Source organism: Synechococcus sp. NOUM97013 (assembly GCF_014279815.1).
In the GTDB taxonomy this organism is placed as follows: domain Bacteria; phylum Cyanobacteriota; class Cyanobacteriia; order PCC-6307; family Cyanobiaceae; genus Synechococcus_C.
Map to the genome: position 1 here is coordinate 2,219,337 of NZ_CP047941.1, position 13,855 is coordinate 2,233,191.

General features: G+C 60.3%; 16 protein-coding genes. 6 read left to right on the forward strand and 10 right to left on the reverse strand.

Going from position 1 to position 13,855, the window contains the following annotated elements:
• Nucleotides 1-4: 4 nt before the first annotated feature.
• The 4 genes from SynNOUM97013_RS12090 to SynNOUM97013_RS12105 all read left to right on the forward strand — a co-directional run bounded on the left by SynNOUM97013_RS12090 (nucleotide 5) and on the right by SynNOUM97013_RS12105 (nucleotide 4,321).
• Entirely contained in the window at nucleotides 5-1,672 is a 1,668-nt protein-coding gene (locus SynNOUM97013_RS12090) for an NAD(P)H-quinone oxidoreductase subunit 4 (protein ID WP_186479994.1), read from the forward strand.
• A gap of 92 nt (nucleotides 1,673-1,764) precedes the next feature.
• Nucleotides 1,765-2,139, forward strand: a complete 375-nt coding sequence (locus SynNOUM97013_RS12095) for a lipopolysaccharide assembly protein LapA domain-containing protein (protein WP_186479995.1) — start codon at nucleotides 1,765-1,767, stop codon at nucleotides 2,137-2,139.
• Between the two features lie 56 nt (nucleotides 2,140-2,195).
• Nucleotides 2,196-3,098 (forward strand): segregation/condensation protein A, encoded by a 903-nt coding sequence (locus SynNOUM97013_RS12100; protein ID WP_186479996.1) that lies wholly within the window; start codon nucleotides 2,196-2,198, stop codon nucleotides 3,096-3,098.
• Between the two features lie 44 nt (nucleotides 3,099-3,142).
• A complete protein-coding gene (locus SynNOUM97013_RS12105) occupies nucleotides 3,143-4,321 on the forward strand; it encodes an NDP-sugar synthase (RefSeq protein WP_186479997.1) in 1,179 nt (392 codons plus the stop codon).
• On the opposite strand, the gene SynNOUM97013_RS12110 is transcribed toward SynNOUM97013_RS12105, so the two are convergent.
• Nucleotides 4,302-5,195 carry a methylenetetrahydrofolate reductase gene (locus tag SynNOUM97013_RS12110; protein ID WP_186479998.1) on the reverse strand — a complete coding sequence of 298 codons (894 nt, stop codon included), beginning with the start codon at nucleotides 5,193-5,195 and terminating at the stop codon, nucleotides 4,302-4,304. The two genes, SynNOUM97013_RS12105 and SynNOUM97013_RS12110, sit on opposite strands and share 20 nt — an antisense overlap.
• Nucleotides 5,196-5,287: 92 nt before the next feature.
• Here SynNOUM97013_RS12110 and SynNOUM97013_RS12115 point away from each other — a divergent pair, with 92 nt between their 5' ends.
• Nucleotides 5,288-5,566, forward strand: a complete 279-nt coding sequence (locus SynNOUM97013_RS12115) for a response regulator transcription factor (protein WP_186479999.1) — start codon at nucleotides 5,288-5,290, stop codon at nucleotides 5,564-5,566.
• A gap of 218 nt (nucleotides 5,567-5,784) precedes the next feature.
• Here the strand turns inward: SynNOUM97013_RS12115 and SynNOUM97013_RS12120 are convergent, their stop codons facing one another.
• From SynNOUM97013_RS12120 to SynNOUM97013_RS12160, 9 genes are read right to left on the reverse strand one after another with little or no spacing between them, the layout of a single operon-like run.
• Nucleotides 5,785-6,291 (reverse strand): CYTH domain-containing protein, encoded by a 507-nt coding sequence (locus SynNOUM97013_RS12120; RefSeq protein ID WP_186480000.1) that lies wholly within the window; start codon nucleotides 6,289-6,291, stop codon nucleotides 5,785-5,787.
• A gap of 10 nt (nucleotides 6,292-6,301) precedes the next feature.
• Complete coding sequence (locus tag SynNOUM97013_RS12125) at nucleotides 6,302-7,243, reverse strand: NAD(+) kinase (protein ID WP_186480001.1); 942 nt, start codon at nucleotides 7,241-7,243, stop codon at nucleotides 6,302-6,304.
• 15 nt (nucleotides 7,244-7,258) lie between these two features.
• Complete coding sequence (gene nuoK / locus SynNOUM97013_RS12130; RefSeq protein ID WP_186480002.1) at nucleotides 7,259-7,591, reverse strand: NADH-quinone oxidoreductase subunit NuoK; 333 nt, start codon at nucleotides 7,589-7,591, stop codon at nucleotides 7,259-7,261.
• A gap of 19 nt (nucleotides 7,592-7,610) precedes the next feature.
• Nucleotides 7,611-8,210: an NADH-quinone oxidoreductase subunit J gene (locus SynNOUM97013_RS12135; protein WP_186480003.1), complete on the reverse strand. Its 600-nt coding sequence runs from the start codon at nucleotides 8,208-8,210 to the stop codon at nucleotides 7,611-7,613.
• Nucleotides 8,207-8,860, reverse strand: coding sequence for an NAD(P)H-quinone oxidoreductase subunit I (gene ndhI, locus SynNOUM97013_RS12140; RefSeq protein WP_186480004.1), 654 nt, complete (start codon nucleotides 8,858-8,860; stop codon nucleotides 8,207-8,209). The genes SynNOUM97013_RS12135 and ndhI overlap by 4 nt, the downstream gene beginning before the upstream one ends.
• A 56-nt stretch (nucleotides 8,861-8,916) precedes the next feature.
• Nucleotides 8,917-10,071 carry an NADH-quinone oxidoreductase subunit NuoH gene (nuoH, locus tag SynNOUM97013_RS12145; RefSeq protein WP_186480005.1) on the reverse strand — a complete coding sequence of 385 codons (1,155 nt, stop codon included), beginning with the start codon at nucleotides 10,069-10,071 and terminating at the stop codon, nucleotides 8,917-8,919.
• A 24-nt stretch (nucleotides 10,072-10,095) separates the two neighbouring features.
• A complete protein-coding gene (locus SynNOUM97013_RS12150) occupies nucleotides 10,096-11,286 on the reverse strand; it encodes a citrate synthase (protein WP_186480006.1) in 1,191 nt (396 codons plus the stop codon).
• Nucleotides 11,287-11,313: 27 nt separating this feature from the next.
• A complete protein-coding gene (locus tag SynNOUM97013_RS12155; RefSeq protein WP_186480007.1) occupies nucleotides 11,314-11,814 on the reverse strand; it encodes a histidine phosphatase family protein in 501 nt (166 codons plus the stop codon).
• A complete protein-coding gene (locus SynNOUM97013_RS12160) occupies nucleotides 11,792-13,429 on the reverse strand; it encodes a DUF3352 domain-containing protein (protein WP_186480008.1) in 1,638 nt (545 codons plus the stop codon). Before SynNOUM97013_RS12160 ends, SynNOUM97013_RS12155 begins: the two co-directional genes overlap by 23 nt.
• Before the next feature lie 75 nt (nucleotides 13,430-13,504).
• Between SynNOUM97013_RS12160 and SynNOUM97013_RS12165 the strand changes: the two genes are divergently transcribed.
• Entirely contained in the window at nucleotides 13,505-13,855 is a 351-nt protein-coding gene (locus SynNOUM97013_RS12165) for a rhodanese-like domain-containing protein (protein WP_186480009.1), read from the forward strand.

The window sequence follows — 13,855 nt, forward strand, 5'->3', positions numbered from 1 at the left end:
ATCCTTGCTGGAATTTGCTGTCAGCGCACCCTTTGATCCAGCCGCTGATATTGCGGCTGGCATCATTCCGGCCCAGTTTCCCTGGCTGAGTTTGTCCATCCTCTTCCCCATCGTGGGGGCGCTGATGGTGCCATTCATCCCAGATCAAGGTGAGGGTCGCCAGGTCCGCTGGTTCGCGCTCGGCATCGCTCTGATCACCTTTTTGATCACCGCGGGTGCTTACTTAACGGGTTACGACCCCAGCTTCAGCGGCCTGCAACTCTCCGAACGGGTGAGCTGGCTTCCCAATCTTGGATTGACATGGGCCGTCGGAGCTGACGGCCTCTCCATGCCGCTGATCCTGCTCACGAGTTTCATCACAGCCCTGGCGGTGCTGGCGGCCTGGCCGGTGACGTTCAAACCCAAGCTGTTTTTCTTTCTGATTCTGGCCATGGATGGTGGCCAGATCGCTGTGTTCGCTGTCCAGGACATGCTCCTGTTCTTCCTTGCCTGGGAGCTGGAGCTGTTACCGGTGTATCTGCTGCTGGCGATCTGGGGAGGGAAAAAACGTCAGTACGCCGCGACCAAATTCATCCTCTACACAGCAGGCAGCTCGCTGTTCATCCTGCTTGCAGCCCTCGCCATGGGCTTTATGGGAGGCGGTACGCCCAACTTCGAATACACCGTTCTGGCCCAGAAGGGGTTCAGCTCAGGGTTCCAGCTGCTCTGTTACGCCGGATTGTTGATCGCATTCGGGGTGAAATTGCCGATTGTTCCGCTCCACACATGGCTGCCGGATGCCCATGGTGAAGCCACCGCTCCGGTGCACATGCTGCTCGCCGGCATCCTTCTGAAGATGGGGGGCTACGCCTTGATGCGTTTCAACGCCGAATTGCTGCCGGAGGCGCATGCGCAGTTTGCGCCTCTGCTGGTGGTGCTCGGTGTGGTGAACATCATTTATGCCGCTCTCACCTCGTTTGCCCAGCGCAATCTCAAACGCAAGATCGCGTACAGCTCGATCAGCCACATGGGCTTTGTGTTGATCGGCATCGGCAGTTTCAGCGCTCTGGGCACCAGCGGGGCGATGCTGCAGATGATCAGCCATGGCCTGATCGGAGCCAGCCTGTTCTTCCTTGTGGGTGCCACCTACGACCGCACCCACACGCTTCAACTCGATGAAATGGGCGGAGTTGGACAGAAGATGCGCGTGATGTTCGCGCTCTGGACCGTGTGTTCGCTCGCCTCCCTCGCTCTGCCGGGGATGAGTGGATTCGTCAGCGAACTCATGGTGTTCACAGGATTCGCCACCGATGAGGCGTACACCCTGAGCTTCCGGATCGTGATCGATGGCCTGGCCGCGATCGGAGTGATCCTCACGCCGATTTATCTGCTCTCCATGCTTCGGGAGATCTTCTTCGGCAAAGAAAACGCCCAGCTCACCACCAACACCAACCTGGTGGATGCAGAACCCCGTGAGGTTTACATCATTGGCTGCCTGCTGGTTCCCATTATCGGCATCGGCCTTTATCCACGCCTGATGACCGACAGCTATCGAACGGCAATCGAAGCGCTGGTGGATCGCGACCTGGCAGCCATGGACGTGATCAGTCGCCCAACAGCGCCTTTGATCCGCAGTGGCAGCCTGGCGCCAGCCATGCTGCGCGCGCCCAGCTTGCCTAGCAGCGCAGATTGAGCGTAACGATCTTCGTCCTTTCCCATCTCTGAACAGACGCTGCGGCAGGAACTCCGTACGTTTTATTCATTGCTCCTGCTTTACCTGCAGACATGCGCCAGATCAACTTCAGCCTGATCTTTTTCTTCGGACTGAGCACCGTGTTCTTCACCTTGGAGAACACGGAAGCCACAACCGTGCGGGTGCTGCCAGGGCTGCAATACACCCTCCCTCTAGCGGCACTTCTCCTTGTGGCATCTGGCGTGGGAGCTGCCGCTGCTTGGTTGTTCGCCACCTGGAGCGGAATGCTGAACAACGTAGAGCGCTTCAGCAATGCCTCGGAATTTGAGGCACAGCAGGTGCGCATTCAGGAGCTGGAGGTTGATCTCAACCGCTACAGAGCCACGGTGGAGACGCAGCTTGGGCTGCTGCCATCAGCGGAAGCCTCAGACAGCAGCCATGACAGCCCCTCGATCGAGGTGAGTTGAAGGGACTGGCCCAAAGCGTTCAGGACCGGTACTTTTCCTGAAGATGGTCGGTGTTGGTGGCGGAAGCCGGGCTGAATCAAGGAGCTGATGCTGGTGCCAGGCTTGCCATCCGACTGCTTCAAGATGCCGCCCAACGGGGCGACTTGGATCCCTGGGACGTGGATGTGATCGCCGTCGTCGACGGTTTTCTGGATCAGCTGAAGCAACGCATCGAAGTCCCTCGGCAGGTGGCGGAAGCACTGCAACAGCGAGGTGGCAGTTACGAGCGTGATCTGGCAGACAGCAGTGAAGCGTTTCTGGCCGCGTCCGTGCTTGTGGGACTGAAGGCAGAAGTGCTTGAAGCCAGCACCTTTCCTCCAGAACCCGAACTCGAAGAAGCGTTTGACGCGGATTACGGCGATCAAGGCTGGCTTGATCCCAGTTTTGATTTGCCCCGGCACCCCGAACGCCATCTGCAACGCCGCCCAGTGGCCCCTCCGCCCCTGCGACGCCCCGTCACCCTGGGGGAACTGATTGAGCAACTGGAGTCCATCGCCGAACAGCTGGAGTCCGACGAGCTCGAGATGCGCAGGCGGCAGCGGCAAAAGCGCTACTCCAACAAAGAAGCGATCGCTCAGGTGGCCGCGCTCGCGCACCGGGAGAAGCTGCCGGAGACCACCGCGGCCATGGGGGTGTTCCTCAATGCCTGGGAAAACGCGCTGCAGTGGGTGAATTTCGAGAGCTTGGTTCTGCGCTGGAGTGAGGTGGCTGCCGACGATCTCGACACCGACCGGGTCGGGGTTTTCTGGGCGCTCCTGTTTCTCTCCTCCCAGGGTCAGGTGGAACTCGAGCAGAAGGGGTCACTACACGGGCCGATCCGACTGCGCCGGCTTCTTTCACCGGGATCCATGGCGCAGATGCCTCTAGCCAGCCTGGACGTGCCAGATGCAGCGCCGGCCGCGGGCGCGATGGCTGCCTGAGCACCCCTTTATGTTGGCTTATCCGACGTAAGCCTGTAACGCCGATGAAGGCGATGATCCTGGCCGCGGGCAAGGGAACAAGGGTTCAACCGATCACGCACGTGATCCCAAAACCCATGATCCCCATCCTGCAAAAACCAGTGATGGAGTTTTTGCTTGAGCTGCTCAAGGAGCACGGCTTCACCGAGGTGATGGTGAACGTGTCCCACCTTGCTGAGGAAATCGAGAACTATTTCAGAGACGGCCAGCGATTCGGCGTTGAGATTGCCTACAGCTTCGAAGGGCGCATTGAGGATGGAGAACTGATCGGTGACGCCCTCGGCTCAGCCGGTGGACTGAAGAAGATCCAGGATTTCCAGAACTTCTTCGACGACACCTTCGTGGTGCTCTGCGGAGATGCCTTGATTGATCTTGACCTCACCGAAGCCGTGAGGCGTCATCGTGAGAAGGGAGCACTTGCCAGCCTGGTCACCAAACGGGTTCCCAAGGATCAGGTCAGCAGCTACGGAGTTGTCGTCAGCGACACCGAAGGTCGCATTCAAGCCTTCCAGGAGAAACCCACCGTTGATGAGGCGCTGAGCGACACCATCAACACAGGCATTTATCTGTTCGAACCTGAAATCTTCGAGCACATTCCTTCCGGTGAGTCCTTTGACATCGGATCCGATCTCTTCCCCAAACTGGTGGAGCTAGGAGCTCCCTTCTATGCCCTTCCCATGGAATTTGAATGGGTGGACATCGGCAAGGTTCCCGATTACTGGCAGGCCATCCGCAGCGTGCTGCAAGGCGATGTGCGCCAGGTCGGCATTCCTGGCAAGGAAGTGCGTCCAGGGGTCTACGCCGGTCTGAATGTGGCCGCGAACTGGGATCGCATCGATGTGCAGGGTCCTGTCTACGTCGGTGGCATGACCAAGATCGAAGATGGCGCCACACTGATTGGTCCAACCATGATTGGACCCAGCTGCCACATCTGCGAAAGCGCCACGATTGATAATTCGATCATTTTTGACTACTCCCGCATCGGTGCCGGCGTACAGCTCGTTGAAAAGCTGGTGTTCGGTCGCTACTGCGTGGACAAGAACGGAGACCACTTCGACCTCCAGGAAGCAGCTCTTGACTGGCTGATCACCGATGCCCGACGGGCGGACCTGATCGAGCCTTCGCCACAGCAGAAAGCCATGGCTGAACTGCTGGGAACGGATCTCACACCGGCTGCGAGCTGAGTCCGGCCCTCTTCAACACCTCTGGGATCCGTTCCTCGGCCCTGACCGCCATCACGTGCACGCCCTGGGCGATCCCCAGGTATTGACGCACCTGTTCTGCTGCAATGGTGATGCCTTCCGAGGCAGGGTCCTCCGCTGCCGCCAAGCGGGCGATCAGATCCTCGGGAATGCAGGCACCCGGGACCATCCGGTTGATGAATGCTGCATTTTTTGCTGACTTGAGCAGGAACACCCCTGCCAGAACCGGTAGCTCCATGGGCGCGGCCAGCTCCTGACAGAAGCGCTCGAGCACACGCGGATCCATCACCATTTGCGTCTGCAGAAAGCGGGCTCCCGCCTCACGCTTGCGCTCCAAGCGACGGGTCAGACCTGACCAACTGGGGCAGTGCGGATCAGCCGCTGCACCCGCGAAGAGATCGGTGGGACCATCCGGCAGGTTCTCTTTCACAGGGTCCTCACCCCGGTTAAAAGCACTGACTTGCTTCAGCAGACGGATGGATTCCAGCTCATGCACTGGCCGGGCACGGGGCTGATCTCCTGCCTGCACAGGATCACCGGTGAGGCAAAGGAGATTGCGAATGCCAAGCGCATGAGCACCGAGTAGATCCGCCTGCAGCGCGATGCGATTGCGATCCCGTCCTGCCATCTGCAGTACCGGCTCGAGACCGGCATCCAGGAGAAGACGACAGACCGCCAGGCTGTTCATCCGCATCACCGCACGGCTGCCATCGGTGACATTGATGGCTTGCACCCAACCGCGCATGAGCTCAGCCATGGCCAGTGCATGGCTGGGATCACCGCCCCGTGGCGGCATCACTTCGGCAGTGATGGTGACGGAACCAGCCTCAAGACTGCGCTGCAGCGCGGAACCCAAACCCTTCAAACGCTTCTTCCGGTCACTATGGAAGATCGCCTGCCAGAAGCGAGTGCCTAGGATGGAGGGATGAACAGTGGTCGGTAGTCCGCATGGCCAGTGGCGATGGGCCTGATTCCTCGAATGTTTCGCTCTCCACGCGAGAGATCGAAATCATCGAGCTGGTGGCTGAAGGTCTCACCAACCAGGAGATCGCCGAACGGCTCACCATCAGCAAACGGACTGTCGACAATCACGTCAGCAATGTCTTCACAAAGACGGGCTCCAAGAACCGCGTCGCGCTTCTGAACTGGGCCATGGACCACGGCAAGATCTGCCGTGATGGATTCAACTGCTGCTTGCTTCCGGAAACATCCGACGACGCGACCTGACGGACAAGGGCAAGGGCATCGGCAAGTCCATTAGGGAACAACGTGCAAGCGACAGGTCGAACAGTTCGGCATAGGCCACACAGGCCTCACGATCGAGACCAATGAACCTCAGGATGCCGTCATCGTCGTAAAGCCCGTGCACGCGTCAATTCACCGCTCCCATACAGAAATCTAAAGGAAAGTGGAAGACTCTTGCAAGAGTGAAGATGCGGATCGCCCTATGCCAGATCCCACCCGTACCGCTGACGCGTCTGCGATGACCACTGACTGATCGGCTTGCGAGCCAAGGCTGCATTGCTCCAGCGACCGTCACCGGTGACCTCTTCGACACACCAGTCCGGCAGAGCCAGTGGAGCAGAAGCATTCGGCAACTCCACCTCTGCCAACACCAGGGGTGCGTTCTCGCCCTCAAAACAATCCAACACCCAGTCACCGCCAGGAAGAGCGAGGGAATAGCGGGTCTTGACTAACCGATGGGGAGCAAGGGCCCACAGGGCCTCAGCATCGGCAGACGGAAGGTCATACTCGAATTCATGGCGGGCGATCCCATCGGCCGGTGCCTTGAGCGTGAGCCATGCCCGGCCATCGGCCCGCAGACGCATGCGCACCGTGATGCCTTGCTCGCTCGATGCCAGATAGCCCTGACGCAAGGGCTGGGGCTCACCGGCGTGTTCACGCCAGCCGGAACCCCTGACCAGAAAACGACGTTCAATCTCAAGAGGCATCGCAGTGTGCTCAGTTGGGCGAGGGCATGCTGTCCACGAGACTGCCCGCCCAGTGCAGTTTGCGCGCCAAAGTGCGGTAGTAGGAAGGCGATTGCTCCAACTGAACCATCAGCGCGTGATGGGGAGCCCGTTGAATGACACAGCATTCACCTGACGACAGCACAGGGCCGCTGGCTCCATCTTTCCAAAGCTTGACTTCGCGATACCCCTCGCCGAGAGGCCAGATCACCAGACGCGCCCTCGGGGGGAGCACCACAGGACGACTGGACAGGCTCATCGGACAGATCGGACTGACGATGATGGCATCAATGCCGGGGTGAAGAATCGGGCCACCGGCGGCAACGGCATACCCCGTGGACCCCGTCGGCGTGGCCAGGATCAGACCGTCACCGCGGACTTGATCTACCACTTCCCCATCAATTTCCAATTCCAGGGTGCAGGTGGGCGCGAGATCCTCCTGATAAGGCCGCAGGTAAAAATCATTCAGAGCCCAGTGCCGCTCTGGCCCACCCTCTGCATGGTCCGGTCGTCCGGAGACCGGACAATGCAGATCGTCACCACGATGCACAACGGCCTGGAGCATCATGCGACGCTCCATGGCGAAGTGGTCATCCAACAGTCTCTGCCAGAGGCCCTCTCGACGCAGCTGACCTGGTTCATGGGTCAGGAAGCCCAGATGGCCGCCGACGTTGAAACAAAGGATGGGCACGTCATGCACGGCCAGATGGCGGGCCGCACCGAGCACGGTGCCGTCGCCACCCAGGACAACCGCCAGGTCTGGCAAAGCAGGCTCTGATGCCAGCAGCCCCGGGTAGGGGTCAGCAGTGAGACCACTCATGGCCACGGCGACCGTCACACCGAGCTTTTCAAGCGCCGCGGCACAAGAGCGCGCTTCCTTTTGTGCCAAAGGACTTTCAGCCCTGTAAATCAGCCAGACCCGTTGCAGACGCATGGCATGGGCGCTGCCCTACCAGCGCAGAAGGTTGAAGCGTTCCATGTCCACTGTGACGCGGTTGCGGTAGAGCGACAAAAGAATGGCCAAACCAACAGCGGCCTCGGCAGCAGCAACAGTGATCACAAACACCGAAAACACCTGTCCACGGATCAACTGACCATCCACATAGGAGGAAAACGCCATCAAATTGATGTTGACGGCATTGAGCATCAGTTCAATGCTCATCAACACCCGCACGGCGTTACGGCTGTTGATCAAGCCCCAAACACCAGTGCAAAACAGCACCGCTGCCACCAGAAGGTAGGCCTCAAGAGGAACAGAACCGGATAGCAGCTCAGCGAGCATGACGGAAGGCAGTGAAGGATCAGGAAGGGGGTTGGTCCACCAGGAGTGGCGTGCGTGCTTTCTCGATCAAACCCTGATCAACCGATTCACCGGTGCCGGGATCAACCGATTGCACATCACGGCGGGCGAGAACGATGGCACCGATCATGGCCATCAGCAGCAGGACGGACGCAAGCTCGAAGGGAAGCAGGTAATCGGTGAAGAGATGCTCACCGATCCGAATGGTGGCGCCTTCCCCAATGGGCTCCGGACCTTGAGCCCAAGGTGTGGTGACCACCACGCGAGTCAAGAGAGCAAACAGACCTGCACAGACACCACCGGACAGCAGGCGCCGGGTTGTCAGGCCAGGAATTGGTGCCAGGTCTTCCCGTTTGTTCACCAGCATGATGGCGAACAAAATGAGAACGTTGACGGCCCCCACATAAACCAGGACCTGAGCTGCCGCAACGAAACTGGCGTTCAGAAGCAGATAGAGCCCGGCAACGGCCAGAAACACACCACCCAGCAGGAAGGCTGAGTAAACAATGTTGCTGAGCAGCACCACCCCCAGAGCGCCCAGTACAACCACGGCACTGAGGACCAAAAAACAGATCAGCTGCGTAGAGGCTGCGATCGTCATTCGGCACTCTCCTTGCGAGCGGTAGATGCTGCTGATGATTCTCCTCCATCCGTGGCGGAGCCGGTGGAGGAGTTCAACGAAGCCAGCACCTGATCAGGTCGCTGGCCGGCACGCGGACGCTCAGGATCGACCCCGTGGGGATCCATTTCACCTGCCGGCAAGTAAGCGAGCTCACGCAGCGGCTGGACGGAAGGATCGGTGGTGACGCTGGTGGGAAGACGACCAAGGGCGACGTTGTCGTAATTGAGGCTGTGACGGTCAAAGGCCGCCAATTCATATTCCTCGGTCATCGAAAGACAGTTGGTGGGGCAGTACTCCACACAGTTGCCGCAGAAAATGCAGACCCCGAAATCGATGGAATAGTTGCGAAGCTCCTTCTTCTTCGTGGCCTTGTTCATCACCCAGTCAACGACCGGAAGGTTGATGGGACACACCCGCACGCACACCTCGCAGGCGATGCACTTGTCAAACTCGTAGTGGATCCGGCCCCGATAACGCTCGGAAGGGATGAGCTTTTCGTAGGGGTATTGCACCGTCACGGGACGGCGCTTCATGTGATCGAACGTGACCGCAAGACCCTGGGTGAGATTGCGTGCCGCATCGACCGCATCTCGGGTGTAGTCACCGACCTGTTTGAGGAAACCGAACATGGCCTGAGGGAGAGAAGACGGAGATGCCGTTGGACACTGAGACTAAGTACTAAAACCTAACCGCCGAACGCGACAGGGAAGGCCAGCTTGAGCGCTGCCGTGACGAGCAGATTGACCAGGGCCAGAGGAAGCAGGAATTTCCAGCCAAGATCGAGAAGCTGGTCGATGCGGACACGAGGGGTGCTCCAGCGCAGGAGAATGGCCACGAACACCAGCAGATAGGCCTTCAGCACGGTCATCACAATGCCGGTGGTACCGGTGATCACCTGCACCAGAGGGGCATCTACGGACTGTCCCAGCCAGCCGGCCAGCCATTCCACTGGAATGGGGAAGCCCCAGCCGCCCAGATACAGCACTGAAACCAACAGCGCTGAGAGCACCAGATTGATGTAGCTGCCCAGATAGAAGAGGGCAAATTTCATGCCGGCATATTCAGTCTGGTAGCCGGCAACCAATTCCTCTTCCGCCTCGGGGAGGTCGAAGGGGAGGCGTTCACACTCCGCCAGGGCACAGATCCAGAAGATCAGGAAGCCAACGGGCTGACGCCAGATGTTCCAGCTGAGGATGCCAGCGCCGGTCTGCTGACCGACGATGTCGACCGTGCTGAGGGAGTTGCTCATCATCACCACGGCCAGCACAGCCAGAGCGAGAGGGATCTCGTAGCTGATCGATTGCGCCGCGGCTCTGAGTCCACCCAGCAGGGAATATTTGTTGTTGGAGGCATAGCCACTCATCAGCAGGCCAATCGGCTGAACGCTGCTGAGGGAGATCCAGAGGAAGATGCCCACGCCGACGTTGCTAATGAGCAAGTTCTGACCGAAGGGAACGATCAGCCAGGACAGGATCACCGGGACGACCACGAGCACCGGGCCGAGGGTGAACAACAAGCTGTCGGCTCGGGCAGGAATGATGTCTTCCTTGACCAGAAGCTTGAGGCCGTCCGCGAGGGGCTGGAGAACGCCGAGGGCACCGGCGTATTCAGGGCCGATGCGCTGCTGAACTGCCGCAGAGATCTTGCGCTCCAGCCAGACGGTGACCAGCACGCCGACCACCGCCGCCACGAGCACCAGCAGCATTGGGAGAGGCAACCAGATCAGACGAGCCGCCTGTTCAGAGAGACCAAACCCTTCCAGGGCCTGGCTGAAGCTCCGTTCAAGATCAAGGCCTGGACTGACCAGTGCCGGTGCGCTGGTGGCGAAGAGGGTCACCATGTGCAGAGGTTTGATGGACGTAACTTAAGGGCTGGCGGTTGAAACGCGGTCGTCTGGAGGCGTCCATTGACGCAATCCACTGCCGGTGTAGATCTGCGAAGGCCTGAAGATTCGATTGGCCCCAAGCTGCTCCCGCCAGTGAGCCAGCCAGCCAGCCACACGGGCAATCGCGAAGACCGGCGTGAACAGATCCCTTGGGATTCCCAGCTTCCGATACACGAGTCCGGAGTAGAAATCCACATTGGGATAGATCCCCTTTGGACCAAGACGGGTCTCCGCGGCCTCCTCGAGCGCCCGGGCGACGTCGTACATCTCATCGTGGCCAAAGCGCGCAAACATCTCCTCAGCCAGAGATTGAAGAATGACGGCCCTGGGGTCCTTCACGCGGTATTCGCGATGACCGAATCCCATCACCTTGCGTTTGCTCGCCCTGGCCTCATCGAGGTAATCGGCAGCGCGATCGGAAGTACCGATCTCCTCAAGCATCGCGAGCACATCTTCGTTGGCACCACCGTGGAGAGGACCCGCCAGGGTTCCAACGGCAGAAGCCACCACGGCATAGGGATCCGTGAGCGTGCTGGCCGTGACGCGGGCACTGAAGGTGCTGGCATTCAGGCTGTGCTCAGCGTGCAGGATCAGGCATTGGTCGAAGATCCTTGACGCCAGGGGATCCGGCTCACGTTCCGTGAGCATGTAAAGGAAATTGGCGGAGTAGGCCAGATCATCCCGGGGCTGGATCGGGTCCTGGCCTTTGCGGATCAATTGAAAGGCCGCCACCATCGTGGGGATCTTGGCGATCAGCCGCACCACCGCGTCATAGATGTACTGCGGGTCGTCGATCGCCCGGCGCGAATAGAACAGCCCCAGGGAAGCGGCACTGGACTGCAGCGCGTCCATGGGGTGGCCACTGGCCGGGAAGCACTTCATCATGTCCCGCACCCGGAAGCTGACCCGCCGGTGCATCTGCACTTCGTGCTCGAAATCGCGCAGTTGCTGCGGTGTCGGCAGCTGCCCCCAGATCAGGAGATAGGTGGTTTCCAGAAAACTGCAGTGGGCTGCCAGGTCATCCACGGGATAACCGCGATAGGACAAACACCCTTTCTGGCCATCGATGTCACAGATGGAGGATTGGGTGGCAGGAACCCCCTCCAGTCCAGGACGAAAGACAAGACCCGTGCGCTCATGGCGGATTTCGGCACCAGCGTTTTGACTCACCAACCCCCGCTTCTGCTCAAAGTCAACTTAGACGGAGCGCGGAAACAGAAGCCGTGGCCTGAGCAAGGCCTGCAGATCTGCCATCCCACGGGGATCCTTGAGATCAGCGCACCAGCGCAGATGACAGAACCCCGCCTTTCGTAGGCGCACCCCGCCGGGCCGAGCGCCCATCAGTGCTGAAGCGAGGTCACCCAGGTCTGGCTCATGACCGACCAGCAGGCAGCGGCCTTTCAGCCCCCGCAGAATCCGCCACGGATCACCACCTGGGGCCAAAGCGTCAGCCATCTGAAGCGAAGGCGCCAACCCAGCCTGAACAGCCTCCTCAGCAGTCTCCATGGCTCGCCGGTAGGGACTGCTGATCAGTCGATCAGCCTCAACCCCCAGCCGTCGCAACTCGCGCACCACAGCACGGGTGCGCAAGCGACCTCGATCGGTCAAGGCACGATCCGGATGATCGCGGCCGTTGACACGCCGTTCAGCGATGCCATGACGCAGAAGCAGAAGATTAACCGAGCTGGAGTCGGGCACGCAGTCGCAGGCTGCTCACCCTTCCATCCTGGACAGGCTGATCCTGTTGGTCAGCTCCCCCAGCAATCGCCAGCCCTTGGACAGCCGGTAGAAGAGAGCGACCGGCCACCCCTTGCACCAGCTCCCATGGCCGCCACTCACCCAAATGATCTCGACTGGGTGAAGCGGCCAGTGCGAGCCGCTGCTCCAACGGAATCTGACCGCCGTCCTGGAGTTGCTGCAGCTGCTGAAGCCGCTGGTTGAGGGTGCCTCCCTCAGCGCGATGACGCAGGCCGTCCAGCGTCTCGCCCCACCACGACACACCGGATTGGCGTTCCAGCGCCACGGCCAGTTCAGCCTGGAGGGTCTCCGCACCATGACGACGCTGTCGGGCCAAACGTGTCCAGACCTGCAACGGTTGTCCGTCACTGGCCAGGGTCGACGCTGAAAGTCCCAGGCCCTGCAAGCGCTCATCCACCCGATCGGACTCGGGACGATTGGGGCGCGTGCCGAGAATCCAGCCCTCACTCCCCTGCTGCCACAGAAGCGGACCGTCATCCAAACCGATCACAGCAGCAGCAGCACCGCTGTCAGCAGAGGCCAACGCTTGCTGGATGACGGGCGCGATCCACTGCGCCATCGGTCCATCAGACTCAGTAGAGACCACGGCTGCCGGATCCGCCAGCACAGCCAGGGCATCAGCATCGCCGCCCGCGGAGCGCAGCAAGGCGTCAGCCTCGGATCCCTTGGTCGCCAGGGGGATCACCGCTTGGCGGAAACGCACCACTGCATCCATCGCCAGATCGGAACTCTGGGGAGACAGAACAGCCACCATTCCCTCCAAATCCGGCCGGGAGGTGATGGCGCTCGGCACACCGAGCCATCGATCCATGGCAGGAGGCTTGGCGGTGAGGATCGCTGCACCCCGCCCGAAGCGCTGCAAATCCGACACCAGTTCAGGATCGCCAAGCTGGTGCTGACTGTCCAGCTGGGAGACATCCAGCGCCTGTTCAAGCGCACCGCGTCCAGACGCCAACAACAACAGATCGTCGTCAATCAACGCCGTGGCGATCGGCTGCGGATCTCGGCCGAGCAGGGCACCACGACCACTGATCAGGCCCATGCCGCGGTAACGGGAAATCTGCAGATCGGTCCCTGCAAGGCTCCGGGTTTGCCAAAAGCGCTGAAGAAAACGCTTGGCCCCGTCTTCATCACGGCTCGACAGCGCCAGCACCCAACTGTCGGAGGGTGGAGCACCGACCTGAGAGGAGGGTGCCTGGAGCACCGCCAAGCTGACCTCAGGACCAATCCAGCCCGCCAGTTCACTGCTGAAGTCAAGCCCCGCCAGAGCAAACGCTCCATCGCGCAGCTGGCGGGTGCTCTCATTGACCAAACGGCGCTGACGCACCGGCGCGACGGCCTGGGCATAAGCCGGAACCTGCCGTGGATCCACAAGCCAGTGGAGCGTCAGCGCAGCATCCCGTGGCATGAAGCGTGCGGCCCGCGGCAACGCGAGGGGTTGGTCGACGATGCGAAGCGGACTTTGACGCGCCATGGCCGACCACACCCCCAGCGCAAGGGTGAGCAGCACCATCGCCGTAGCGGCCAGGGCCAGCAGGAACGAACGTCCCTTCATGAACGGACGGTGATGCGGTTGGGTTCATCTTCATCCATCCGCGGGGGATCGCCAGTCCAACGCCAAACTGAATCCATGAACGGACAAACCCCCAAGCCCCTGAAAGCGACTGAATTGAAGGCCTGGCTGACCAACAGCCCTGACCTCACGCTGGTCGACGTGCGCGAAGACCAGGAACTGACGATCGCGCCGTTCCCCCACACCGTGGAGCACCTACCCCTCAGCCAAGCGGAGGACTGGATGGGCAGCATCAACAAGACGCTTTCAGGAGATGGCCCCGTGGTGGTGATTTGTCACGCAGGAGTGCGCAGCTGGAATTTCGGCTGCTGGCTGCTTCAGCAGCAACCTTCAAGGGAGGTCTGGAATCTGGAGGGCGGGATTGATGCCTGGAGCGTGACGGTCGATCCGTCCGTTCCCCGGTATTGA

What these genes read in the sequence shown, in the direction of transcription:
- SynNOUM97013_RS12115 (WP_186479999.1), top strand. Translation starts at nt 5,288, where the DNA reads ATGGCCAGTGGCGATGGGCCTGATTCCTCGAATGTTTCGCTCTCCACG.
- SynNOUM97013_RS12125 (WP_186480001.1), bottom strand. Translation starts at nt 7,243, where the DNA reads ATGCGTCTGCAACGGGTCTGGCTGATTTACAGGGCTGAAAGTCCTTTG.
- SynNOUM97013_RS12105 (WP_186479997.1), top strand. Translation starts at nt 3,143, where the DNA reads ATGAAGGCGATGATCCTGGCCGCGGGCAAGGGAACAAGGGTTCAACCG.
- SynNOUM97013_RS12160 (WP_186480008.1), bottom strand. Translation starts at nt 13,429, where the DNA reads ATGAAGGGACGTTCGTTCCTGCTGGCCCTGGCCGCTACGGCGATGGTG.
- SynNOUM97013_RS12120 (WP_186480000.1), bottom strand. Translation starts at nt 6,291, where the DNA reads ATGCCTCTTGAGATTGAACGTCGTTTTCTGGTCAGGGGTTCCGGCTGG.
- SynNOUM97013_RS12095 (WP_186479995.1), top strand. Translation starts at nt 1,765, where the DNA reads ATGCGCCAGATCAACTTCAGCCTGATCTTTTTCTTCGGACTGAGCACC.
- nuoH (WP_186480005.1), bottom strand. Translation starts at nt 10,071, where the DNA reads ATGGTGACCCTCTTCGCCACCAGCGCACCGGCACTGGTCAGTCCAGGC.
- SynNOUM97013_RS12165 (WP_186480009.1), top strand. Translation starts at nt 13,505, where the DNA reads ATGAACGGACAAACCCCCAAGCCCCTGAAAGCGACTGAATTGAAGGCC.
- ndhI (WP_186480004.1), bottom strand. Translation starts at nt 8,860, where the DNA reads ATGTTCGGTTTCCTCAAACAGGTCGGTGACTACACCCGAGATGCGGTC.
- nuoK (WP_186480002.1), bottom strand. Translation starts at nt 7,591, where the DNA reads ATGCTCGCTGAGCTGCTATCCGGTTCTGTTCCTCTTGAGGCCTACCTT.
- SynNOUM97013_RS12135 (WP_186480003.1), bottom strand. Translation starts at nt 8,210, where the DNA reads ATGACGATCGCAGCCTCTACGCAGCTGATCTGTTTTTTGGTCCTCAGT.